Source organism: Paenibacillus qinlingensis (assembly GCF_031455095.1).
Lineage (GTDB): Bacteria > Bacillota > Bacilli > Paenibacillales > NBRC-103111 > Paenibacillus_E > Paenibacillus_E qinlingensis_A.
On the sequence record NZ_JAVDSB010000002.1, the window covers coordinates 603,796 to 629,757 of the forward strand.

The 25,962-nt window shown below is 43.5% G+C and carries 20 protein-coding genes and 1 pseudogene; 4 read left to right on the top strand and 17 right to left on the bottom strand.

The genetic code is table 11. From position 1 onward, the window contains the following. Window positions 1–90 precede the first annotated feature (90 nt). The 8 genes from J2736_RS10375 to J2736_RS10410 form a co-directional block, all read right to left on the bottom strand. Window positions 91–1,716 carry a response regulator transcription factor gene (locus tag J2736_RS10375; protein WP_310226136.1) on the bottom strand — a complete coding sequence of 542 codons (1,626 nt, stop codon included), beginning with the start codon at window positions 1,714–1,716 and terminating at the stop codon, window positions 91–93. Next, window positions 1,703–3,466 carry a cache domain-containing sensor histidine kinase gene (locus tag J2736_RS10380; RefSeq protein ID WP_310226137.1) on the bottom strand — a complete coding sequence of 588 codons (1,764 nt, stop codon included), beginning with the start codon at window positions 3,464–3,466 and terminating at the stop codon, window positions 1,703–1,705. Before J2736_RS10380 ends, J2736_RS10375 begins: the two co-directional genes overlap by 14 nt. Before the next feature lie 197 nt (window positions 3,467–3,663). Then, entirely contained in the window at window positions 3,664–4,542 is an 879-nt protein-coding gene (locus J2736_RS10385; protein ID WP_310226139.1) for a carbohydrate ABC transporter permease, read from the bottom strand. A 19-nt stretch (window positions 4,543–4,561) separates the two neighbouring features. Beyond that, window positions 4,562–5,458: a carbohydrate ABC transporter permease gene (locus tag J2736_RS10390; RefSeq protein WP_310226141.1), complete on the bottom strand. Its 897-nt coding sequence runs from the start codon at window positions 5,456–5,458 to the stop codon at window positions 4,562–4,564. 131 nt (window positions 5,459–5,589) lie between these two features. Beyond that, the gene (locus J2736_RS10395) at window positions 5,590–6,960 is read right to left on the bottom strand and encodes an ABC transporter substrate-binding protein (RefSeq protein ID WP_310226146.1); all 1,371 of its coding nucleotides are present in this window, start codon (window positions 6,958–6,960) and stop codon (window positions 5,590–5,592) included. 145 nt (window positions 6,961–7,105) lie between these two features. Further along, window positions 7,106–12,847, bottom strand: a complete 5,742-nt coding sequence (locus J2736_RS10400; RefSeq protein ID WP_310226148.1) for an S-layer homology domain-containing protein — start codon at window positions 12,845–12,847, stop codon at window positions 7,106–7,108. Between the two features lie 348 nt (window positions 12,848–13,195). Then, entirely contained in the window at window positions 13,196–14,356 is a 1,161-nt protein-coding gene (locus J2736_RS10405; protein WP_310226150.1) for a Gfo/Idh/MocA family protein, read from the bottom strand. A 13-nt stretch (window positions 14,357–14,369) separates the two neighbouring features. Continuing rightward, entirely contained in the window at window positions 14,370–15,227 is an 858-nt protein-coding gene (locus tag J2736_RS10410; protein WP_310226151.1) for a sugar phosphate isomerase/epimerase family protein, read from the bottom strand. Window positions 15,228–15,356: 129 nt separating this feature from the next. Here J2736_RS10410 and J2736_RS10415 point away from each other — a divergent pair, with 129 nt between their 5' ends. Beyond that, on the top strand, window positions 15,357–16,193 hold the full coding sequence (locus J2736_RS10415; RefSeq protein WP_310226153.1) for an AraC family transcriptional regulator: 837 nt from the start codon (window positions 15,357–15,359) through the stop codon (window positions 16,191–16,193). A 7-nt stretch (window positions 16,194–16,200) separates the two neighbouring features. Here the strand turns inward: J2736_RS10415 and J2736_RS10420 are convergent, their stop codons facing one another. From J2736_RS10420 to J2736_RS10445, 5 genes and pseudogenes are all read right to left on the bottom strand, one after another. Further along, on the bottom strand, window positions 16,201–16,377 hold the full coding sequence (locus J2736_RS10420) for a helix-turn-helix domain-containing protein (RefSeq protein ID WP_310226155.1): 177 nt from the start codon (window positions 16,375–16,377) through the stop codon (window positions 16,201–16,203). Between the two features lie 304 nt (window positions 16,378–16,681). Next, window positions 16,682–17,523, bottom strand: a pseudogene (locus J2736_RS10430) (tyrosine-type recombinase/integrase). A gap of 505 nt (window positions 17,524–18,028) precedes the next feature. Further along, window positions 18,029–18,307 carry a hypothetical protein gene (locus tag J2736_RS10435; protein WP_310226161.1) on the bottom strand — a complete coding sequence of 93 codons (279 nt, stop codon included), beginning with the start codon at window positions 18,305–18,307 and terminating at the stop codon, window positions 18,029–18,031. Between the two features lie 455 nt (window positions 18,308–18,762). Next, window positions 18,763–19,521 (bottom strand): hypothetical protein, encoded by a 759-nt coding sequence (locus tag J2736_RS10440; RefSeq protein ID WP_310226163.1) that lies wholly within the window; start codon window positions 19,519–19,521, stop codon window positions 18,763–18,765. Continuing rightward, a complete protein-coding gene (locus J2736_RS10445) occupies window positions 19,511–20,038 on the bottom strand; it encodes an RNA polymerase sigma factor (protein WP_310226165.1) in 528 nt (175 codons plus the stop codon). The genes J2736_RS10440 and J2736_RS10445 overlap by 11 nt, the downstream gene beginning before the upstream one ends. Window positions 20,039–20,597: 559 nt before the next feature. Here J2736_RS10445 and J2736_RS10450 point away from each other — a divergent pair. Genes J2736_RS10450 through J2736_RS10460 form a run of 3 tightly spaced genes read left to right on the top strand, consistent with a single transcriptional unit; the run spans window position 20,598 to window position 21,782 of the window. Further along, window positions 20,598–21,095, top strand: a complete 498-nt coding sequence (locus J2736_RS10450) for a hypothetical protein (protein WP_310226167.1) — start codon at window positions 20,598–20,600, stop codon at window positions 21,093–21,095. Window positions 21,096–21,118: 23 nt separating this feature from the next. Further along, window positions 21,119–21,373, top strand: a complete 255-nt coding sequence (locus tag J2736_RS10455) for a hypothetical protein (RefSeq protein WP_310226169.1) — start codon at window positions 21,119–21,121, stop codon at window positions 21,371–21,373. After that, a complete protein-coding gene (locus J2736_RS10460; RefSeq protein WP_310226171.1) occupies window positions 21,345–21,782 on the top strand; it encodes a SurA N-terminal domain-containing protein in 438 nt (145 codons plus the stop codon). Before J2736_RS10455 ends, J2736_RS10460 begins: the two co-directional genes overlap by 29 nt. 789 nt (window positions 21,783–22,571) lie before the next feature. Here the strand turns inward: J2736_RS10460 and J2736_RS10465 are convergent. The 4 genes from J2736_RS10465 to J2736_RS10480 all read right to left on the bottom strand — a co-directional run bounded on the left by J2736_RS10465 (window position 22,572) and on the right by J2736_RS10480 (window position 25,873). Then, window positions 22,572–22,868, bottom strand: a complete 297-nt coding sequence (locus J2736_RS10465) for a DUF5316 family protein (RefSeq protein WP_310226172.1) — start codon at window positions 22,866–22,868, stop codon at window positions 22,572–22,574. A gap of 62 nt (window positions 22,869–22,930) precedes the next feature. Continuing rightward, on the bottom strand, window positions 22,931–23,272 hold the full coding sequence (locus tag J2736_RS10470; RefSeq protein WP_310226174.1) for a hypothetical protein: 342 nt from the start codon (window positions 23,270–23,272) through the stop codon (window positions 22,931–22,933). Window positions 23,273–23,703: 431 nt separating this feature from the next. Further along, window positions 23,704–25,104 (bottom strand): glycosyl hydrolase 115 family protein, encoded by a 1,401-nt coding sequence (locus tag J2736_RS10475; protein WP_310226175.1) that lies wholly within the window; start codon window positions 25,102–25,104, stop codon window positions 23,704–23,706. After that, window positions 25,028–25,873 (bottom strand): cache domain-containing protein, encoded by an 846-nt coding sequence (locus J2736_RS10480; RefSeq protein WP_310226177.1) that lies wholly within the window; start codon window positions 25,871–25,873, stop codon window positions 25,028–25,030. The genes J2736_RS10475 and J2736_RS10480 overlap by 77 nt, the downstream gene beginning before the upstream one ends. Between the last annotated feature and the right edge of the window lie 89 nt (window positions 25,874–25,962).

The window sequence follows — 25,962 nt, forward strand, 5'->3', positions numbered from 1 at the left end:
ATCATGAGGATCAAAATAAAAACAGCGATGGATCGGTTCCATCGCCACGCTAGCGTAAGTAAACGGCGAAATTCTTATTGCCCTGGCATGCTAGACTCCCGACGACTCCGGATGGTAGCTTGCGCGGAACTCGGATGGTGTCATTCCCGTCGTACGCTTAAACATTTCGCTGAAATACCTACGCTCCTCATACCCAACGGCTGAGGATACCTCCTGAACGGGTACGCCTGCGATCAGCAGCGACTTCGCCTTCTGCATACGTTCGGCAGTTATATACTGGATTAGTGTCATGCCCATGACCTTTTTGAATAAGCTTGAAAAATAGCTAACGCTCAAATGCACGTGGGCAGCGCACTCGCCTACGGTCAAATCCCGCTCCAAACTCTGTTTTACATATTCAAGCGATTTGAAGATGACCCGTTGTCCCTCGGACAGTGTGTTCTTCCGAATGAGCTCCCCGCCATCACGGCATAACGCCGTAAGTTGCTGCTCAAGTACAGATAAGGCGACGCCTAGGCCACTCGTCTTTGCTTTGTACGATTGCACGATCGGCTGAATCTCATCCAGCGAAACAAGCTCGAATAAGGTTCGAATGATGGAAGCGGCGAGCTCTTCATAATAACTGCGCAAGTACTCCGGGTTCGGCCTGAGCGTGGCCCCCTGCATCGCAGCCGATAGCTGAAGAATCAAAGCAGCCGCACGCTCACCATTGCCGGAACGAAGTGCAAGCAGTATCTCTTCCTTGCCATCGAGTGACAAAGGTGTCTGTTTGTTGGTTCTCGGAATCTCATCGTAACTGATTGCGCCGTTGCCTCCGGTAAATAAGTGATAGCTAAGCGCTTGATCAGCCTGCTTATACGAATCGGGAAGCTCCGCAACGGATTGCGCCCTGCCGCCGACACCGATGGACACGGTGAATTTGGTGAAGCTTTCGATATTTTTGCAGCAACGCTCTGCGATTTGGGTCGCGCTTATACTTGGCGGGTCGTTCAAGATTGCTACAAATCGGTTCGCCTCCAAACGGAACAACATACCTCCCGCATGCTCACGGATCGTTTCCTTTGCAATATTATGCAGCGAGAAGCGGATCAGCTCAACCTCGTGCATGGATAGTTCGACCTCGTGCTCCTGAAATGCGTCAATTTCCAAGAGCAGTACGATCAGTCCCTGCGGCTGTAGTCCTAGATCCAGAAATTCCCAACGCTTAGCAGCCTCCTTCCAAGAGGTACGGTGCTGCACGAGTAGTCTCAAAAACTCCTGCCTTAGTAAGGGCATGCTTTCACGCAGCCTGAACTCCATATCCCTGACGTTCAGCAGGTCCTCCCGTTCCTGCATGATGTGCGCCTTTGCCTTCCTTACCGCCCCCACGATGTCTTCCACAGTGAACGGCTTCACCATATAATCGAAAGCTCCTAGCCGAACGGCTTCCTTCGCATAATCAAAGTCGGTAAAGCTGCTGATGAGTATGACCTTGCAGGCAATATTCGCTTGGAGCAGTTCACGAAGCATCGTCAATCCGTCCATTCTAGGCATCCGGATATCCGTAATTACAATATCAGGTTTCTCCCGCAGGATGAGCTCGAGCCCGTCCACCCCATTCGATGAGGTGCCTGCAACGGTCACCCCCTCGCTCTTCCAATCAATCATTGTTAGTCCGTCGACCACGCTTTTGATGTCGTCGATAATACTCAAGCTGACCTTGTCATGACCTAACATGCTGCATCTCTCCTTCCAGCGGCAACGTAATTGTCGCCGTTACTCCCTGATCTGGGGCGCTATCCAGACGTAGCTCGGCCCGATCACCGTAATACAACTGCAGCCGACTGATTAGATTGCCGATCGCATACCCGCCATCATTCGACCGCTCTCCTTTGGATGAAACCTCGCTTGCATCCATGCCAGATCCATTATCGCGGACACGAATGATACAGAATTCCCTGTCTGGCGACCGTTCTACACGTATGTTGATCAAACCCCCGCTATCCATCAGATCGAAGCCATGCAAGATGCTGTTCTCGACCAGCGGCTGTAACATAATTCGGGGAACGGGGAGCATAATCAGCTCTTCCTCGCTCACTTCAATCTCAAAGGTAAACAACCGTTCATAGCAAAACATTTGCAGCTCTAAATATTGGCGGACATGCTGCAGTTCTTTTTCAAGCGTCGTGACTTCTTGCCCTTTATTCAAACCGAGCTGGAACAGACGCGACAAGGCTACGACCATTTTCTGCGAGGTCTCCACTTGATTTAGATTCAGTTTCCAGTAAATTGTATTGAGCGTATTGTACAAAAAATGCGGGTCCATCTGAGCGGAAAGCGCTTTGATCTCAGTCGTCCGCTTGGTCGTCTCCGCCTCCTTGACCTTTTCTATCAGCTTGACGATCTGCTCAAGCATTCGGTTAAACCGTAAACCGATCTGAGCGATCTCATCCTGGCTATTGCTCTCAAAGCGGGCTGTCAGATCGTTCAACTCGACGCGCTTCATGACCTGTTGCAGTCCTTTCAGGGGTAGAAGTAAGTAGCCCGTAAAAGCCCCAGATACGAGTAAGGCCAGCAAAAAGCAGCTGGCAGTAATGGCGGCAATCATCCATTTGACGTAGATGAGATCCTTCAATACGTAACCCTTGGATTGAATGGCAACCACGCTCCAGTCATTCAGATGCATACGAGCGTAATTGAACAGATAGTCTTCGCCATTCAACTGATCAGGTGCATAACCAGTCTGGGCACCGTTCAATAGCGCGGTTATGACCCCGCTATTTACCGCCTCCTGAATCATCGTGCCCTCTTCCTGAAGAGCAGGCTGTCCCTGACCATTCAACAGAAATTGCTCAGCTCCGCCCTCGGCGCCTGTATCAAGCAGTTGTCGGAGTCCCTCCTCGCGAATGTTAACGACAACGTACACATCCTTCACTGGATCCGAGGAAATAGGCTGCAAAATGAGCGAGACAACCCGGTTGCCTCCTAAAAACAATGTATCCTCATGGCCTTCGATCCATACATTACGATTCTCCTGGGCGGATCGCTTATAAAGCGGCGTCTTCTCAAAAACAGTTTGCCGGTTGAGATTCATCGATGAGGGATAAAATTCGCCAATCGGCGTCGAAACGTAGATCGAGTGAATAAGCGGTTCGGCAATTCGCGCTTGGGAAAATACATTATCCATCTCGGTCCAGCGGATAAAATAACTTGACGCATCCATCGCATTCACGTCCTTCAGCATGGCCCGAAATGGCTGACTAATCATGAACGTCATCATAACCAGCATCAGCTTGTTCAACTTCTCGTCTACAATTTTCGCTGATTGCGTGACCGAGTCTTGCGTCAGCTTCATCGCGTTATTCTCCAAGATATTGGAGGTGATGGAATACGATAGCCCGCCAGTTGTCAAAACTGCTAGTATGGTGACGATCAAAAAGGCCAATCTTAGCTTGTTGCGAAACGATAGCTTACTTCGGTCAAGCATCGGCGACTCCCCCGTTCATCGGGCTTCGCCCGTTGACTGTATAGATTAATTATGTCACGATGTCATCCCTTACACAATGCACGCTGAAGCTCAACTTGTGCATAGCAATAAAGCGCAGACGGCGCGCTACTTGATAGATTGCGACGAAAAAGGTGCAGCGCCATGACTGACGATACACCTTAATTATTTTACTTTCCTTACCCTTTTATTGACCCAGAAGTCACTTGCATAAACGATTTGTTCGCCAGAATATAAATCAGCAGCATCGGCAAGATCGATAAGCAAGCTCCAGCCATCATCAGATGCGTCTGCATTGCGGCGGAAGAGCCGTAGCGAAGATTGGCAAGCCCAACGGTCAGCGTCTGCAGCTTCGGATTGGTCATCGTAAACACGAGAGGCAAGATATATTCATTCCACGCATGTCGGAAAGCGAACAGTCCAGACACCCCGAGCCCTGGCTTCAACAGCGGAAGGATAATTGTAAAGAAGCTGCGGGAGAAGCTTGAGCCGTCAATCATAGCCGCTTCGTCAATCTCCCTTGGGATGGACTTGAAGAACCCTAGCAAGATAAAGAACGTACTCGCATGTGCGCTCACCAAGATAAGAATGACACCCCACAGCGACGTATTCAGATGCAGCTTGACCATCAAATCGAACTGCGGACGGAGCACGACGGCTCCGACGGAGATGAACATCGTTGATGCCTGGATACCTACGTACAGCGACTTGAGCGGAAAGGTTCTACGGTCTACCACGTAAGCGGCCATCGCCGCTACGAGCAGCGTACCAACTGTCACCGCTATGCTTAAGTACATGCTATTCCACGTATATTGCGCGAACTTCGTTTGCCTCCAGGCCTCGGCGTAATTAGAAAACTGCCATACCTGCGGCAACAAACCTCCTCCGCTCATTAGCTCGGCGTTGCTTTTTAACGATCCGGCCACGGTCATCAACACAGGGAACACCGTCAGTAGCGCCGTGATAAGAAGAAACGCCCATAGGACGATCTGACTGGCACTCTTAACCAGGCGTAAGTGCGCAGGTTGCTCTGCTCGCGATATCGTTAATTCGTTCATTTCTGTAGACCTCCCCGAGCTAAAACACCTTGCTCATTTTTCGACTGAAGTAAAAGTATAAAGACGTAATCGCTCCCACAATGACAGCGGTGGTGAAGCCTACCGCACTGCCATAGCCGATCTGTTGAGCGACGGGCGCCCCTGTGGATACAGGGAATAGCAGCTTGTAAAGGTACAAATACATAACCTCCGTACGACCGATCGGCCCCCCCTCCGTCATGACCATAATGCTTTCATAGCCTTTGAGAGAAGCGATGATCGCGAGCATAATAATCATCTGCATCACCGGTCCCAGCATCGGAATCGTAATATGCCGAAAGCGCTGCCCTGCATTTGCTCCGTCAATCGACGCGCTTTCATACAGGTCATTCGGAATACTCTGCAATCCCGCTAGGAATAGCAGCATATAATTTCCAACCGCTCCCCATGCCGCTACGATAATGACCGTCAGCATCGCATATTTCGGGCCGAGCCATTCAATCGGCTCTGAGATAATCGAATATTGAAGCAGCAGTTGATTCACCATGCCGTTGTAGGAATTGAAAATAATAAAGAATACGACAGAAATGACCGCTGTACTAATAACCGTCGGCATGAAATAGATCGCGCGCAGCAGTCCGCGTCCCCGCAGCTTCCCGTTAAGAATTACTGCGAGCAGAAGTGACAGTGGAATCGTGATAATCAGCTTGCCTACCGCGTAAATGAACGTATTTTTGACCGATTCCCAGAACTGTACGTCGGTTGCGAGCCTGCGGAAGTTATCAAGCCCTACGAACACCTCCGCGCCATAACCTGCGTAATCGTAGAACATGTAACGCAGCACCCAGACCAATGGGTATATGCCCAAAGCAAGGGTCAGGATGACGCTTGGTAAAAGAAAAATTGTGTTTTCACTCAGCCTTCTCCATGCGGACATAAGTCCTTCTCCTCCTCCGTAAATTGTTGCCTAAAGCTAATCTCATGACTGTTACCACCTTGATACGGGTTTATTTGCAAAAAACAAAGAGCTTTCGCCGTAACTTCTGCGAAAGCTCCTGCCCTCGCCGCTTATTTGCCCTGCAGCTTGGCCGGATCAAAGCCCGGGTTCGGCGCGATCTTCACATCGCCCTTCTGAACTGCTTTATCCAACGCCGCATTATAGCGGGTATTCAAATCCTGAACGATCTTCGCCACATCTCCACCAGCCAGCATGTATTTAACGAAGGAGTCTGCATAATTCATGCCCTCAGGCGTCACATTCGGTGATACCGGCCAGAGTGAATCCAGCTTGCCTACTAGGAAGCCGTCCATGCCAGGAACTTGAGGCTGCTTCGCTTTCTGTGCGATGCTTGGCACAACCGCGATGCCAAAGCCCTTCTCGTGGTACGTCGTCAACACGTCATCGCCGTGCATGAATTGCATAAACTTCCAGGCAGCATCCTTGTTCTGAGATGTATTGCTCAATCCAAGCCATGTGCCCGCCGATACGATTTCGGATGTACCGCCACGCTTGCCGTCCAATGTTGGAGGAAGTGCCCCCGCCCAGTTGATCTTCGTCGGGAACTGATCCTTGTACACGCCCGGCTCCGTCGAGAAGGACATGTACATCCCGATCTTGCCTGCCGCAAACTGCGCCCGCATCGGATCGATATCCAACGTCTCTGCACCCGGTATAATGCTTCCGTCTTCATACATTTTCTTGAAATACTTCATCGCTTCTGCGTACGGGGCAAAGTCGAATTTGCCTGTTTTAATATCAAAGCCGAGCCCTTGGTAGCCGCTAAGCGATAAAATTTCCCGAACCGATCGGTCCAAGGCGCTCTTCGGATTTTTGAAGTTGAGCGCGAAGCCATACACGCCATCTTTCTTGCCTACTTCGGTAATTTTCTTCGCTGCATCAACCATCTCCTGAAGCGATTGCGGTGGATTCTGAATACCAGCTTTGGCGAACAAATCCTTGTTGTAGACTAGCCGCAAGGTAAGCCCTGTATTCGGCAGCGAGTACAGCTTACCGTCGAAGCGGTTGACACCCTCGATCAGCACGGTCGAGAACTTCGATTTCAGATCCTCAGTCAAATACGAATCAATGGGAGCTAGATATCCTTTTTTATAAAAGGTTTCCGTATTAACGCTTTTTATCCGAAGCACGTCTGGCGCCTGATTACTGGAGAACGCGATATCGACGCTTTGATTATAGTTCTCCGACATGACGGTTAATTCAACTTCGATATTGTCTTTGTTTGTCGTGTTGAACTGGTTGATCAGTTCTTTAATGTACTCCTGGTCATGGCGATCGTCCGTCCAGTATTTAACAATCTTCTTCTGTGCAGGCTTTGAGGTCTGTTCGCCGCTCTTTCCAGCACCCGTGTCCGTGCTTCCGCAGCCGGTCAAACCGACCGTCAAAGCTATGCCAAGTCCTAGTCCTACTATTTTCTTCATTGTCTAAGTAACCCCATTTCATCTCAGCTTGTGTTCCTGTTTTTTATTATAGACTACCCCAAAGAAAAAGAGAGTGGGGTGTGTCCACTCTCTAGGGTAACAAAACGATGATGGAAAGCGCCTTAACGCATCTCTTGTCTTAATTCTAAATTAATCTTGATTGTTGCAAAAGCCTTCTTACGATAACAGCAACTTCCGCACGGGTGATATTGCTTTTCGGCGCCAATAAATGGCTGTCTCTGCCGGTAATGATTCCGCTCTTGATACAGGAGGCGATACTGCTCTTCGCATAGTCGGCAGTGCTGCCTGCATCTTCAAAGCCTGCTAGCAACGCTTCCGCTTCACTCGCTTGGAGCTCTGCCTTCAACCCGGTGAGCTTCATCGCTCTGGCCGCCATCGTCATCGCCTGTTCACGGGTAATTTGATCCGCAGGCCCGAAGGTTCCGCTTCCATACCCGTCAATGATTCCGTATTCGTAAGCCGTGGCTACAGCGTCGTAATACCAGCTGCCCTTCGTTACATCCTTAAACAGCTCCTTACCAGTGCCAGGACGCAAGAGTCCCAGACCTTTGACGATCATAGCGGCAAACTCCGCGCGAGTCATGTCTCTGTCCGGCTCGAATCGGCCGTCTTCGGTGCCGTCAATGACCAGTCTGGAAGCCATATCGTTCACCGCTTCCTTCGCCCAATGCGCGTTCACATCCGCAAAGGCTTTCGGGCTGTTAATGACTGAATAAATGCTATTGGTCATGGAACTGATTTTGGCATAACGTTTGCCGTCAATGACAATCGTTATCGTCGGCACAGGTGAGAAGGTTCCGTCCGCGTTCAGAACAACCCCCGTCGTCAGCTTGCTCGAATCGATGCCATCCGGAAGTGCGATGGTTCTTTCCACATAACCGTTAAATTTGGATACTTCCATCGTTTTGCCGCTGCTGATGACTGTAATCTCAAACGATACCGGCTTGACGACAATCTGGTAACCATTCCAGTTTGCCGTGTCTTGCACAGCCTTTTCCATTTCAACCGAAGTCGTAGAGATCGTAATATGGATCTTCAGATTGTCTAATGCTGCTTGCGACCCCAGCTGCTGGGACACAGCATCAATATTGATAAGGGCTGCGGGCACCGTATATGTTACATTCCCTGTCTTGATCTCCAGTACGGCTTCCTTCGATGCCATGCTCTTAATCATCCCACCTGTCAATTCTACGACTACCACGTCCGATGGGCTATTAACCGGAATCGTCACCGTTGCGCCATTGCCTTCCTGAGACAACGTTTGCTCCAACTTGCTCTTGTCCACAGAAACAGTCGTGATAGTTTTATCATCTTTCTGTGAGTCTACACCAGAATTACTCGATCCCGGCGGCGAGGTTGTTCCGTTATCGCTTCCACTTAAATCATTGCCGCCGGATTCATCGTCGGATCCACCATCTTCAGTTGGAACTGCATTGACCGTCAGGTTGATGGTCTTGGTATCCGTCGTGCCATTGATCCATGCCAACCCATTCCAGCTTTGCTTCTGGAACGTAACCGTGATGGTAAAATCGCCTGCTGATACCGTCGTGTAGCCGGAAGAATACACCTGTCCGCTGACCGTGAATATTCCGGATTTGCCAGTCTCCGTAGAGCTCCATGCTGCTGGATAATACCGTTCCTCTCCTACTATCGTTCCAGCTGCCTGCTGTCGGTCTCCCGTCCCCGTGATGACGACCGTCTCTCCTGCCATGACGCTGGATGCGTTTAAAGCAAGCGTGTTATGGTCAGCGTTTGCCGCAGGTGCGGGACTTACAATAAGCGTTGCGGTCGCGGTATCCGTTACGCTATTGACCCATGCTGTTCCATCCCATACCTGCTTCTGATACATGGCAGTTATCGTAAATACACCGGATATTGAAGGTGTATAGTCGGATTGGTATACCTGCCCTGTTACGGTAAAAACTCCCGATTTACCGGCTTCGGAGGAGCTCCACATCGTCGGGTAATATCGCTCTTCGCCGATGATTGTCGGTGTGACGCTCTGTCTGTTGCCTTCTGCCGTTAAGGTTACAGGTTGACCCACCACCACTTGGCTTGGGTTAACGCTAAGGCTGTTGCCCGCTTGGTTAATCGGCGAATATACCTGCAAGGTCACCGTTTTGGTGTCTGTCTCCCCGTTAATCCACGATGAGCCGTTCCAGCTCATTTTCTGGAACGTAGCCGTTACGACATGTGTTCCCACTTCAGAAGCTGCATAGCTGGATGTGTAGGTTCCCGCATTGACATTCCAATTAAAGCTATCGCTTTTTCCGGTTTCTGTGGACGACCAGGTCGTCGGGATAAATCTTTCGTCTCCCGCCAGAGCGCCATCCATGGATTGTCTGTCCCCTTCAGCCGTTATCGTTACCGTACCACCTGCCGCTACTCTGCTGCGGTCGAGGAATATGGCGTTATTGGCTGCATCGGCTTTAACGAAATCATCGTCCGATTTAGCTGTAATAAATATCGTAAATTGCTTCTCGGTGGAAAGTCCGCTTCCATCCGTACTTTTGACCCGAATCCAATAACTATTCTTCGCATCATAAACGAATGGTGTCACCGTCTGCAATCTATTACCGGAGATGGTGAAGCTGTTATTGTCATCGTCCCCAGTACCTGCAACAAGCATATACGTAAAGTTGTCTCCCGTATCGGGGTCGACCGTGGAGAATGTTCCCACATTGCTTCCTGGAGCCGTGTTTTCTGAAATACTGTCATTGGTAAGCGTAATGTTCGTAGGTGCGTTATTCAAACTTGAAACTGAAATATCATCATAAAGTACATTCGCAGTGGTTGTTCGGAACCCGATTTTCCCTTCGGTTAATTCCGCAACTGGATTGGTCCAGACGGTCTTTAATTCTCCATCTATATAGCCACGAATGATATTCCCTTGAATGATAACCTTCACTGTATACCATTGCTTCGTAACCGCTGTAAACGCGGAACTGGATACATTGGTTAAAACGCCATCAACAGCTTTAAAAAGTTCCAGCTTTTTTGACGATGAATTGATTCTGTACATATAGTAATTATTTGAATCCTTCACCCGGAATATAAGTCCTGCGTTTGAATCCGATATGGGTAGTTTTATTTTCGCTTCATACATGTAATCCGTCCACGACTCACCTGCAGTTATGAAGGCTGTTGTGCTAGCCTTCTGGGCCAGAGCTTGCGTGTCATTATCAACTAGTACACCCCATGTTCCTGAAGACTTACTCCATCCATTAGAATTTCCATCTTCAAAGTCGTCGCTGAAGAGGATGGCTTTCGGTGTGGGGTCGATTGGTGTTTCATCCAGATCGGTTATATGAATAATAAAGCTTTTCTCATAAGATAATCCTCCTGAATCCGTACTCCTCACTCGTATGCTGTAGCTATTTTTCGTTTCGTAATCCGGTACCATTCGGAGAATCAACGTATTCCCAAGGATGGGAATGGAGAAGCTGCTGTTGTCTGTATCACCGTCTCCTGCCACAAGCGTGTAAGCAAATGTATCCAATTCATCAGGGTCAACTGTGGAAAAAGTTCCAACCGTGCTGCCTGCAGTCGTATTTTCCACTACGAGGTCATTTGAAAGCATAATATTGGTAGGTGCCTCATTAATAGCGGAAACGACGGCATCGTCAAACAGTACTTTGGCCGAAGTGGTTCGGAATCCGATGCCTCCTGTTGTTAATTCTTGGATAGGATTCGTCCAACTCGTCATTAATACGCCATCTACATAAGCTTTGACCGTATTTCCTTGAACAGTCACTTTTACCGTATACCACTGCTTCGCAGGCGTGAACGGTGTTTCCGCTACAGCAGTCATGGTTCCGTTTACGGATTTAAACAGCTCTAGCTTCTTGGACTTTGCATTGACACGGTACATATAGAAATTTGTTTCATCCTGCACCCTGAAAAGAAGGCCGCCGTTCTCCTGTCCGTTGATGAGTGGCAGCTTTGTTCTGGCTTCAAAGGTGTAATCGGTCCATGTAGCACCGGCGTTGGCTGTAATGAGAGAGGTATTCGTCGTATTGCCGCCGGACAAAACCTTACCATTATCTTCAATAATTGACCAAGCACCTGTAGAGCTTATCCATGGTTCGATATCCCCATCTTCAAAATCATCGCTGAAGATAGGCGGAGTCGTATTGGTGATAGCTACTCCTCGCACATTTTCATTCCTCACGGATGCTTTCAGATCGCTTAGGCTTCTCGCAAGCTGACCCTTCACGTAAACATCCGTGAACGTCAAACCGTCCACCCATCCGCCCTTAGTTGGATTTCCTTGAATCTGGGATGTCCCGCCCGTCTGGCGAACATTGATATTCTTGAACAAAATATTCTTTACATCTCCGGATGTGCTGGTGGAAACCCTGAACCAATAGTTGCCGAATTGGTTAATACCCACCCGTTCGATATCGATATTCTCGAACGTAACATTTTGCGCATAACCTTCTACTGGAAGTGGATTGCTCGAAAAAGCATGATCGACAAGCAGCGCCCTGGCGCTTTGATACACATATGAATTCCGGATGGTTACGCCGATCTGAGGCGTGGCGATGCCCATGCCAAGCTTGAAAGCCGCACATCTCGTCCAGGCAAGCGCGTCTTCAAACACGACATTCTCCAAATGCTCAATTGCGCCAGGCCAATTCTTAGACATTCCCATTTGCGGCCAGGTTTTGGTGGAGAAGGTATCATCGTCGGAGATAGCAATCGCATGCTTGACCAGCACGTTCTGACTCTCGTTAATATCGATGGCGTCGTCTTCAAGGACATGAAGATTCTGGTATCCTTTGTAATTCGTAATCGTCACGTGGTCGGAACGAACCACGAGGAACGCCCAGAAACCACCGTCGCGTAAGGTCAGTCCGTCAAAGGTAAAGTTACTAGTCGCAATCGGGACCAGTAGGTTATTAATGAATCCTTCCCCATTCTTGTGCGTTGGCGGAGCATTCGTCATCTTGCGTTTCCGCATCTCCACCCCTTTGCCATCAATGGTTCCGCGTCCACGCATCGTGATATTCTCGGAATTTACTTCCGTACGGATAAAGTAGGTTCCATCCGAGATCGTATCCTTGCGGAAGTCATTCCGGTAATCCTCTCCCTTGCCTGTGCCGACAATGACAGCGCCTCCGGCCAGGTAAAAGGTGACGTTGCTTTTCAAGGTCAGATTGCTGGATTTGTAGACGCCAGCTGGAATAAACACCGTGCCTCCACCGGCTGCATTCGCGTCGTCAATGGCTTGTTGAATCGCAGCCGAAGTGATTGTAGCCCCTGTGTTGTCCGCATTATATGGCGCGTATGTCACATTATAGATTCCGGAACCCGATGAAGCTGGAATGTCCGTCTCGAGTGGATCGGCCGCAATAACGAGTCTTTTCCTGATCTTCGCGGGATCGCTTTCATCTGCTTTTTCATTCGGATCTTCATTAATATCCACGATCACGTAGGTGGAGGTAGACAATGTAAACGTCAGCTTATTCCCATCGACTGTCCCCTTTATATTTTTAGCTAGTGGGCTGATCGAATACGAAGTAATCGGTTTGTTTGCCGTAACCTCAATGCTGACCGTTCCGGAGAAAGAAAACTCGGCATAGTCATATTCCGGCAGGTATTGAATAACGGGAATTGCCTCATCATCCGCCTTTAATGAATAAACATCGGATTGCGTATAGATGGAGGGCATCGGGTAGTTCTGAATCGTGGCCGGCCCACCAGCTGCCTGGAGATGAGCTTCAGAATCGGCTCCATCTGCAGCACCCGTAGAAGTAATGGCATAGTTTTCAATGGAGTTGACCGCACCGACCGTCTGTGGCACAAAAAATGTGAACATGATTGCAAGCACTAATAGAAGACTCATACCTTTTTTTATAAGCATACATACCTCCACAAAATCAATATTCTTTCCTGCTGATTATGTTCAACCAAGTTGTTGTAAGCGCTATCAATATAAGCAGTCCCGTTTATCTTAGTTGCCCCCCTCTCACGGAATTATTCATTTATTATAATCCTTGGTCAACAAGAATGGAGTGCGGTAATCCCACTCTATAGGGATACAATTGTAAGGTTCGACTCACAGTTATGTTTCTATGAAGAAGGGTTGATGAGCCATAATCTTGAGTCCTCTTCTAAGCTACTTTCTGCTGAAAACTTAAATCAAGGGATCTCTTATATCAAGATATAAGCAGATCCCTTGTGATATTGTATTTTGGCACGGATAGTCTAGTTAATGCGTTCCAGCAACATCTAGCGTGACTTCCTTACTGGTTCTTTTCTTAAACGTAGAGTTGTCAATTCTCTCTTTGAGCTCTTCATAAAATAAATTTTCGTCACATGGAAGATCTACCCAACTATCCGTCCACGCTGATAAATGCATCGCATTAGAAAGACTCAAGCCCTTAATACCCTCTATACCAGGAGCAATGAGCTGGGTGCCATGTAAGATGGCGTTAACCCAGTCATTTAAGATGCCAACATGTTGCGTATTCACACCTGGCGTAGGGATTTCACATTTCCAACATTCAGGGCTGCCAAAACCGCCTTTAAAATCGCGGTTAAACTCTCTTTCGGACACACGCAATCGCCAGAAAGTTAACTTGTCATCCTCAATAACAATTTTTCCCCGATCACCTGTAATTTCAAATCGATTAGTCCCTGGTGCTTCTCCAGTTGATGTCACAAACAGACCTGTAGCCCCATTTTCGTACTCGACATAGGTTGTTACATCGTCTTCAACTTCAATATCATGATATTTTCCAAAGGACATGAAAGAGCGCACTCGTTTTGGCATGCCGCATATCCACTGCCATAGATCCAGTTGGTGTGGATCTTGATTGAGCAGTACGCCGCCGCCTTCACCTGCCCAAGTTGCACGCCATTCTCTTGCATCATAGTAGCTTTGAGGTCGGTACCAATTCGTGATAATCCAGATCGACCGTTTAATTTCACCAAGCTCTCCAGAATCAATGAGCTCTTTCAATTTTCGATACACGGGATTGGTTCGCTGGTTGTACATAATCCCAAATACTTTATCGCTTTGTAACGCAACTTCATTCATCTCGCTGACGGCTTTCGTGTACACACCCGCCGGTTTTTCGATCATCGTATGATAACCATGATTCAAAGCTTGAATGGCTAAAACGGGATGATCATAATGAAGTGTCGCGATAATAACGGCGTCACATGTTTTGGATTGAAAGAAAGCATCTACATTGTCAAATATCTTAACCTTATCGCTAAAGTTTTGCTTCGCCCATTCCAATCGCTCCGCACTTATATCAAACACTGCTGTTAGTTCCGCATGGGGAACCTTTCCTGCGATGATATTTTTGGCATGTCCAGTCCCCATACCTCCAATGCCTATAATGCCTATACGCACCTTGTCCATAATGACTCCTCCGTTAGTTCTCAATCTTATGTAGTATTCGTTTTAACGCTTGAACTGCAATAGCAAAGCTTTTTGGCCCGCCTTCTGGTAAATTGAAACCTGGTGAATGGGGCTCTAGATCGGCAAATCCTTTAAACTTCCCAAGATGGGGTTCAAGTGATAAGAACCCTTCATAACCACTGCGATATAATTCACTTAAAATTTCTTCTATACAGCCATCGCCATCTCCAGCTGGCACTACATGGTGGTCGCTGTAGACAGCATCCTTAACATGTATATATGCGATATGATCCTTAAGCATTTCAAAGCCTTCGGGATAGTTCTTTGCATTACATTGGACAAAATTTGCAAAGTCGAAAATGCCCTTAACCGAGTCGGTATTTAAGCTCTTAAGGAGATCAAGGCATCTCTCTGGGGTGTCTCCATAAATATCTTTTTCATTCTCATGAAGAAGGATTACGCCGCTTCCTTCGGCTGCCTTTACAAATTGCCCCCACCGATGAATGACTTCATTGCGGTATGTTTCCGGCGCATCACCTTGTGGAATCCAGAAGCTAAACATTCGGATAAACGGACTTTCCATTATTTTGGCGACCTCTAATGTATGCTTGAACAGCTCCAAGTGTGGTTCAAAATCATCGTTAATACCGATCTTTCCTAGTGGAGAACCAACAGCTGACAATTTAAATCCTCTAGCATCTATGCGTCGCTTTATTTCTCTAACTTCGTCTAGTGAATAATGAACGAGATTTTTCCCATCTACGCCTCTCATCTCAATAAACTTAATACCATGCTGGTCTAGCACATCCATCTGCGTATCTAAATTGGCATCGATTTCATCTGCAAATGCAGATAATATAAATTGGCTCATATGTTGCCATCCTCTCGTTGTTTTATTTTACATTCTATCTCAACAATCATTTCTATTCATTGGATTTATTGCGGGATACATTGCAAATATTGCTTATCCGCTTATAATAATTACTGAAGGGGCGAGATCATGAGCACTCAAATCCAGCGCTACATTAGCAAGCAATTTTCTATGGAACATAAGGTAACAGATTCTCCAGAGGAAATTAAGACACACTTACATGACCGTTATGAATTGTTTTATTTTATTTCAGGAGATTTAACTTATTATATCGAAGGACAAGCTTACAAACTTTCTCCAAACGATATCGTCATAACGAACTCAAGAGAGTTGCATAGAATTGTTTTTAACTCGAATGTCCGCTATGAAAGAAAGTATATTCAATTTAAGCCAGAGTACATTTCTGCTTTTCAAACGGATGATTACAATATGCTTTACCCTATTGAAAACAGAAAGCTAGGATTTTGTAACAAGATACCCGCTGAAGAAGTATTGGAATATAAAATAAACGAACTTTGGGAGCAAATCGAACAAACTACGCAGGAGGCCTCTCCCGAAAGCCAAATTATGATGAAAGCCATTTTTATACAAATGCTGATCACGATTAATAAAATCTTTTCAAAATATAATCATACTTATACCGATCGTCACAAATATGATGAAAAAATCGTGGCGATATTGGATTACATTAACAAAAATCTAGAAGAAAAAATCTCACTAGACAGGTTGCAGCAGAAATTTTATGTAAACAAGTATTATTTATGCCACATCTTTAAATTGAATACGGGATTCACAGTCATTGAGTATATTACCTATAAAAGAATTATGAGCGCCATAGAGCTTCTCATGTCCGGAACGCCTGCACTAGATGCCGCTCATGCGGTTGGGTTTGGAGACTATTCAACCTTTTATAAGGCATTTAGACATATTACTGGATTTTCTCCTAAACAGTATTATAGGAAATAGGTGCAAGCTATAATCTCAACACAAAAATCGGCATCATAAGGGATAATTCAGGAATCACGTTGCCACATTCCCATTTACTTACAGTTTTATCGCTAATTCCGAGCGTCTCAGCAAATGCACACTGAGTTAAATTCAGCTGTTTTCTCATTTTCACAATAAACATTCCAATTTTAACCTGATTCAAACAGATAACCTCCCTTTCTTTAAAGAGTATTATATTTCAATCACTGGTACAATCACACCTACGAATCGTAGAATATATATAAGAATTGTCATTTGAGTTTCCTAACTCGACACTCGCAGAACCAGAAACGGCTTAGTAGCCTTTTCTGTACAAGCTAGAAGCAAAATAACTAGGCTCCTTAGCCTTGAATATTAATTGAAACTACTAATTTTATCCTAGATTGTCATAGTAGATGCCGGTTCTCAAACAATGACAACTGATGAAGCAATCCTGCCCTTTAGCTGAGAAGTAACCAATGATGGCCTTAAAAGTATCGACGATATAATTCTCTCCTACGCTCACCGCGCAGTTGAGCATAAATCTGTGTAGTAGATGCTTTTCCATGCCCAAGCATACCCTGAATAAATTCTAGCGGCGCACCGTTATCTAGTAATTGACAGGCATATGTGTGACGGAATCGATGAGGATATACATTAGCATTAATTCCCCCTCGTTTTGCCAGCTTTTTAATGCCCAACGTATTGTTGGAATCGACAATCGTCGAGTCGGATTCGTTTCAGTAACAAACAATGCTTTACAAATATCCCCACGACTCTCTAAATATTTTTTTAACCATATCTTACATTCGGTAGTGAAATATACCTCTCTTTGTTTAGAACCCTTACCATTCACAATTGCTGAACAGTTCTCCCAATTAACATCTTCAATGTTTATTTTCTGAACCTCTCCAACACGGCAGCCTGTACAGTACAAAAACTCCAACAGAGCATGCTCACGATGAGAATGACAGGTAATCTTAAGATGATTAACATCCTCCTCAACTAGGAATTTCGGAATACGTTTGTCCATCTTAGGTTCTCTCAGCTTGAGAGAAGGATTCCGTGTCATAAGACCTTCTTCAAAGGCAAAGCGAAAAAGAGAGCGTACAAATCGAATTCGATGACCTAAGCTACTCGGTTTTAATCGCTCTGATGCCCTTGCAAAATAATCTTTTAGCATGTTTAAGGATATTTCTTCATTCTCCAAATTACCCAGTTCACGTATCAACATGTTGAGTTGTAGAAAATATGCTTTCATGGTATGCGAGCTGAACCCCAGGATACGTTTGTCAGCTTCGTACAGCATACATAACTCCTTCAATGTCATAATAAAGACCCTCCCAAATATAAGATATCTCTAGCTTTGCTAGAATTGGGAGGGTTTAATCTTAACGCATAAATTTGTGTGTTGTGCTAGTGTTCTGCGTTAGCGCAATGAATAATTTCGTTATCTTAGCAACTACCTCTGTCATAAGTGTCCAAGAAGTATTTTAGTTTCGAAAAAATAAATTTAGAAGAAACAACATTCTTATTCCATTCCATTTGTACCGTATATGACCCCGGCTGTAAATTCATATATTTCTTCAAATCCTTATATTCTTCTCCAGGCTCTAAATCAATATAGTCTTTTACAGGAACTCCTACGTGAAGTATTTGGAATGAATTGGGTGATTTAACTTCACCTCTGTTCCCGTATGCCTTTTTAACGACACATCCAAATATATCTCGCTTTCCTTCATTCAACATTGATATCTACGGGATGAAATCCTGCGAATAGACGAGCTTGCGTGAGAAATTTAAATCATATCGAGGGAGCTTAACGCGGGGAGATGTTACTTCCCCGAAGCAATAGAAGTAATAATTCGAATAACTTGGTATATCATAAATGAGGTGAATACAAGGACAGAAATAGTAGCAAATATTCTCTGAGGATTTTTATACCACTTTGGAAGATGGTCTAGCCTTTTGGGAACTTGGAAGCCCGAAACAATATCGACATGTTTGATTACATCGTTAAAGGGAGCCCTATCTTCGAGGGAATTCTTATCAGTTTCATTCTCAGTAAGATGAAGCGTCTCATCATTAAATGGATTATAGGAAGTATTTCTCATTGTAGACCTCCTCAAATATATACATCCATATTATAACATTTTTTATAAGTAACGGAAGCAACTAATTAACTAATCTGCCCAATAACTGCCGCTATGCAGTATTCTCCGCTGTAGTTCCCTGTTAGCTGAACGGATTTCTTGACAGACAAGAAATTGAAGGTGGCCTTCCATATTTATGAATTTACCCATCGACTTCAAAAACAATTCATCTTGGCGACCTGCTCTTCTACTTAGGAGTCAGTATCCAGTCAGTAAATTTTTCTAGGAAATCATACGATATAAACAGACAAACTTTAATTCGATTAATCGATCAGGGCGATTCGTAACTCAATCCAATTTGGTTAAGAAGATTAAGAAGAAGCATCACTCACAATTGGAGAACAATATGAAAGAGTAGATTGTACAAATGCGATAATCTCGGACACAAATATGAACTGCCAATTATGTTTTACTAATTATTTGAGATTTTCTTTATAGATTTGGATTGCATCTTTTTTTTTAACCCAAATTTCCTCTTTAAATTTATCGTAATCCGTAACGTTCATATTCAAATTTTTTCCGACTTTGTCTTTCAATAATAGATCCCTATAGGCTTTAATTGTATCTGGACTTTTCCAGTAGTCTTCTTCAGACAGACCCGTTAGTTTAATTCTATTTGCCATGATCTCCTTCATTTCCCTTGGAGCATCAGGTTGATTTAATTGGTTTTTTAAGTTTAAAATATATATATTAATCTCTTCATTCGAGACTGAATACCCTTTCTCCAATGCATACTGAACTATTAGTTGTTCTTTTATCATATCCATCAATAAATCCATGTTAGTTTCACTCACATTCACGTCATTTAATTTCCATATTAATTCAAGGTTTGCTTTGTAAAAAACAAAGTCTTTAACTAGAATATTTACACCTTCAACGATTGCAACAGTTTTATTCTCATCCCGCTCATGCTGATTAATTTTCAATTTCATTTCGGCAAATAACTCACCAATCGAAATGCCACTGATAGCGTAGCTTACCGTCGGAATCACTAGAATTAAACAAAGAGCAATTAAGAGTGTAATGGTTTTTTTACGGAAAAGAGTTGTTGACTGAGAAAGAGCCTTGTTTGCAATGTCAGCATATTTAATTGAAGAGTTTTCATTTTCCACTGCATGAGTGAACATTTTCGATACTCTCGATTCTAATTCATAGTCGTTCTGTTTAGATTTCATCTAAAATCCCTCCCTTTTCTAAATCCAGTTCGAGTCTTAATTTCCTTAAAGCCATATTTAGCCTAGATTTACAAGTCCCTAAGGGTATCTCTAATATCGAGGAAATCTCATTTAAACTCATTTCCGAATAGTAATGTAAAACTAATATTTGCCTATATTTCACAGATAGCCTACCAACTGATTCCCACAATTCTTGATCTCGCTCATAATGTAGAAGCTCCGACTCTGGTTCCCAAGAGCTGGAGTTTTTTGCAATTGAAACATCCCCAAAGAATTTCAACCACTTTTGTTTTCTCAAGAGATTATTTGTGACATTAACCGTAATTCTGTATAACCAGGGTTCTATAGGCTTAAGTGGATCATACAAATGTATCTTCTTAAAAATCCTGATAAATGTTTCCTGAGTAATATCATCGGATAATGTCCTTGATCGGGTTATCAATAACGCTACTTTAAATACAAAAGGCGAATAAGTTTCAAATAATTTAGACTGTTGCAGCTCTGTATTGTTATTCATGAACATCTACTCCCCTCTTCAATATCATGAGATATACACCTTGAAGACTGAAAAGGTTCGATAAAACAAATAAAAAATTTTACTGAACCTTACAAAAGCAAACATTATTAAATTAATACTTCTTACTAAAACAAGCAAATGCCTCTGGTTTGCTCACAAACTTTTAAGAATTCTATCTCATTTTGATATTTTTCTCTATTCTTGTTTGGTGTAACGGTGGCAATTAACATTAAATTCGGGATTTTACGGCGCAAAATATCCAAGTAGCATTAACTACTGCTACCTGCTTGAAATATGTGATTCCATTTCTTATTAAAAGTGCAGCCAATCCCTTTATGTAGTTGTCACTCTGTGCAATATGCACTTTTTTATAGCATTTTCCTAGTAATATAAATAATATATTTACAAAATTACCATTAATATGCAAATATAGCAGTGAAGTAGATTTACATATTTTATCATTTTTATAAAAAAAATCAAATGAGGTGAGATGTAATTTTAGTATTAATAATAAAGATCTAGTTAAAAACATTAGTATAATTAATGGAGGTAAACTAAAATGAAAAAAAAACTCATGAAGTTATCTGCTCTATCGTTATGTTTAAGCACAATGCTACCAGCACTTGCTTTTGCCGATACCCATAGTTCAAGTGCAAATATTCTTCAGTATGGTCCCAACGGAGGAATTACATTTAGTGTCTACGCAACAACGACGTCAGTTCTAACTTACAGTTCTTCGGGATCACTATATAACTTTAATAATTCCGACTCAAGCATTAGGTCTTCAGATAGTTATGGTCTATCTTCTTGTGGGGATACACTTGCAGTTAGAAATACTACCACTTTTAACAGCAGCAGTGTTACTCTATCACAAAACTCAAGCTATATTGTTGCACCTGGTACATCCGTTATTGGTAAAAATAGTGGTTCTAGTTGGACATCTGCACAATTTGCTCCTTTCAGCATTAGTGTAAATAATGAAGGTTATGTTCAGCCTGCAGGTAATAAATGTTTCGGTGGTGGAACTGTAACAGACTCTTGGACTGATAGCCATTAATTTATAGGAGGTTAGTTTAAACCATGAAAAAAAATAAACTTATTATTCCTTTACTAACTATTGCTGTAGTTTCAGCTTTTGGTGTAGGTTCAGCTATTTATGCAGATACAAGTATTTCGGTACCGAAAAAAGAAATCAGTGCAGAATTTGATACTATTAAGCAGAAACTTGATAAGGAAAAAAGTTCACTCTCAAAAAGTAATCCAGAAGTCGCTATTGTTAAAGGCGAAGATTTCCAGGTATCAAAACATGACAGAAATGATAAACAAATTCTCTAAAAATAAGGCTACTATTGAAGATAATGTTTTAGTTGATGATATGATTAAGAAGGAATTACTTGTTAAACAAGCTAAAAAGGCTGGTATTCAAGTCTCAGCAGAAGAAGTATCTAATCTTATCAAACGAGAAAGAGCAGCAATAGATAATACTAATTATTTAGATGAGAATACCGAAACTGTAAAAGAAATAATGAAAAATCGTATTAGAATTACTGGACTATCAGAGGATGATTTTTGGAATAGTAATGAAATAAAAACCGAGTATGAAAAAGCAATCTTAAGTGGAAAGCTATATGACCAACTCACACAACAAGGAAAGATAAAGTCTATTCAAGAATTTGAAAATTTTAAAGATGATTTACTGAATAAATCTAAAAGCTCACTAACAATAAATACACTTCAAAATTAATATCAAAAATAAAAAAGTAAAGAGTGCTGTGTCTCATTCAGCATCTTTACTTTTTTATCCTCATAATTTATATTAAAACTCCAACCAAATTTTACTTTCTAAATATTACTGAGAAGATAAATAAGATTCCTCCCAGAATTAAAATTGTATAAAATAGATAGGCAAACCACCGTAGAAACTTAGGCATAGTTCTCAAATCAACTCTCTTATTTGGTACTCCGAGGATTTTCCCATAGTGATCGGTCACACTGTTAAAGGATGGCACCTCGTTGGTTTCTTGTTTACAATTGCGAGATTTTGGGTTTTCTTTATTGGTTTCATCCACTTAAAACACCTCAACTTAACAATATTATCATTTTATGTACAGAAACTAAATTATTAAAGTCTTGAATGAAAACAGGGAGCAGCTGCCGTGCCGCTGCTCCCTGCTGTTTATTGAACTAATGTTCCCAGTTAGCGGAAACGCGTTAAAATGGAAATAGGTTTTTACATACTTCACAATATTCATCTTCGCTTAGATAATTTGAAATACTTTCTTATGTATTTATCATTCCATCGAAGGTGCGGAACCGCATACTCGGGATGTATATGTTCAGGTAAATCAGGTTTGTATCCAACCTGCTCACAAGCTTTACACTTAATCATCCATTTGCATAAAGCTGGGTACCTTCTTAAATAATCTATTCCCTCGTCATTTTTATATTTCAACGATTTATTATCCCCTTTTAGATTCGTTGCTGACCTCAACATTCCTATTGTGTTAAAGTTCACCGTTACCTTAATCGATTTTCAATTAAAGTACTTAAGATATCCCCAAAGAATTAAAATCGGGATAGCTGCAAGAAAACATGCTATAGAAATACTGTCCCTTTGCTTTTTATCATTGGTGGATTCAGTACTATCATTAGCTCGTTGGCGGTCACCTGATATCAGTGAGCCACTTGTAAGAATTGTAGTGATAATTAGGATTAAACCAATGCCGCCCGATATTCGTTGACTAATACCATTCTTTAGAAATAATGACAAAATAAAAATAATCAAGGCAATAATGAGACCACTTATAAGAGATAGTTTAGCTAATCTCAAGTTTAAACGCCTCCTGTAAGCCTTTATTTTTATTTTACCACATATTGGAATTATTCTACCCGTTAGCGTAATGACGGTGTCTGTAAACCTTCTCTTAATTCTTTAATAAAAGTGCCAGCAAACTGTTGCATATCAAAATATACTGCTTGTGCTTCTGGCAAATAACATTCACCTTTACCAAGCACATGACTTTCTATAAAATCCAAAGTCTGTTCTAAACTTTGCCCCCTAGCTGTACCCGTGCATAAGGTTTTTACAATCAGATAGGTTTTTCCGCCCTCAATCATATGGGCATCATGCAAAAGCTTTCCTTCCAACGTTTCTGGAACCTCGTCCTTCTGTGATTCCCAAGATACTTTAATAATTTTTTCGATGCGTTCTTCGCATAGGTCTTGGTTCTTCAAGTAATCCTTAATTAAGTCTTCACGCAGATAAATAAAACCGTGGAAGTAACAACCGTATGTAATTAATTCATTGTCTGTTAGTGTAGGATAATGCTTTAGTAGCTTATTGGCAGAGTTTTAATACGCGATCAATATGGCTTAAATTATGCATGATGTCTTTGTTTGTATAGAATGGGCTAACAAACTCAATGAGTTCTTCAATAATCGGCAAAACAGGCACCCCCAGAGTTTAATTACATATTTTACCACAAAATAGATGCTACTTGCTAAAGAAATCTCCCATTACCTTTAATAAAAGCAGGGAGTAGCTGCCCCGTGGCGGGCTACTCCCTGCTTATTATACTTTCGTCTCCCAGTTAGTTGAGCAATCCATTGTTTTAGAAGAATCTGCACTCTAAAATTACTATCTGCCTAATGATAGAAGGTCACGGTCACCTTAATGACTGTAAACTTGCGCACTCACTCACCTGACGAATCAAATCGGGAAGGTTTAACAAGATGTCGCCGTTATACCAGCCTTTCCATTTGCCTCGCTCCGCATGCAAACGAATGATCGAGGCCTGCTGAAGATCAGCCCCAGCTTCCAAGATTCGGCCATGTACGTTCTGATCTTCCTTTGTTGGGCCGGCGAGTACGGCTTCTGTCGCCATAGATAGATGATGAACGGCCCGATACAGCGCGCGAATGATCGATAATTGGACCAAAAGGTTCGTCGTAAAAAACTCCCTACACTCCTCATCTATTTCCAGTAACGCCTGATAAGCCTCGTTTAGAGCGGTGTCCCACTTAGGAAGGGCTATTCTAGTAGCATTTTTGTAATAGTCCACGAAGTCTGAAACTTGATCAAAAGCCAGAAGCGTTTTGTTCTGAATTTCGTCTTTTGTAAATGGTTGCCCATTCAGGATACCTACCAGTTTGATAATTAATCTACGGCACATGCCATCCATCAGAAGCATACGGCCCGTGTATCCCTCGTTGTCTAACGAATGGAATGCATTGAAATAAGCTTGATATGCGCGAGCAGCTGCAACGTTGCCTCGCTCCCCATAATGCTCCAATACCCAATTATGAATATATGGTTCCGGTTGATTAGCCTCAAAGTCCCAAGCTAATGCAGCTGTGTATTGGGTGCCAAGCAGCATCTCTCTGATGTTCGTTACGTTAACTACAAGGTAATCGGTGTTGCCTTGTTGAACAGCCGCTTGTAGATTGTAATGAATTTTCTGAGGTGGAGTTCCTTGGACGAGATGGGGGCCGCAGCTCCAGAAAGCGACGTGATAATACACACCATACCGCCTTCCTGACTCACGTTTCACCTCATAGAAGCTGTCGCCTAACATTTGAGTTGGGCCAAAATCAGCATGAATGATCATCGTCTCTTTCGGGAATGTCAAATGTCCTCCCTTCAGCAGCTCCATACCTTCCATCCACAGCGTGGCCGTTGAAGCAATGTTTCTGTGACCAAGCGCTGCTGCTATAATTTCATATTGCTTGGCAATGGCATCTGCGATTAACTGCCCTCGCCCTCTATCCGTCTCTGGGGCATAAGGATCATCCGCCCATACAGGCTTGTCACCCATGCCGCGAAGACCAAGCTGCCAAACCACATTGTGACTCAAGGAACGTGGTGCGTCTAATGGCGTAGTCTTAACGTGCGTCCAAGCGTTTTGTAACAATTGAAAGAAGCAGATCAGCAATACGGAGAAACGTTCTTGTTGTTCCTCTATGGACAAGCTCTTATTCGGCTTGAATTGTTCAAAGAGATGATCGAAAGCATCTCTTTGAACTGTTGAATAGCCTTGACCATACAAGGAGAGCTCCGTGCTCGCCATTGCTTGCTGGCAATCGAATGTTGCCACTTGTCCCTTTCATTTTTTCCATGTACTCGTTAAACGTATGTTGCGGAAGTGAGATGCCATCCCCTGTTGATGTAATGAGCCTTCCTCCTGAATCGAGCATGATACGATTATTCACACCTGATTCCCCAGTGAGTATGGCCTTTAGAGCTGTTGCTTTAATATTAAAAACAAGTACACCTTTATAATCATACCGATTAACGAATATTTTTCGTGCAAAGCTGATGACAGGAACATCCCCCCGGTTCGTACGAATCGCATGCTCGCCAATCCAAGTCGCATCCGTGTTCTGGATGAGCGTATACCATGGCTGTGCTTCCAGTGTGTCTTTATCCTTGAAATGAACAACGCCTTGTGGATCGTGCATCTGAATGGGATGATTCGCATAGAGCTCAACCGAGCTCATAATCGCCGTGCTATAGGTTATATAGCCCAACATATCTTTGGTATCATTGGTTCTCTTGTTGCGCGCATATTCATCTCCACCTGAGGAAAGGTAGTCTTGTAATAAAGGGTTAGAGGAGGTAGAAAGGGAAATCTGCTCAATGGTGTTGAGTTGAATATTGATTTGCTTGTTTAGTTCCGTCAGCAGTGCTTCCTGATAAAATGACGTATTCTGCTCAAGCTCCTCAGATGAACTTGTGTATGTTACCCACGTAAAAACAAGTAATAGAATGATAATAAACCCGGCAAAACTGCCGAAGAACAGATAATCTAAGCGATATGATTTAAATGGATTTATCATAACAACCACCTCTCTAGCATGAAAATGCAAAAAAAGCTACACCAAGGAGCCATTTATCATGATCTTGATCACGACAATGACGCCTAAGT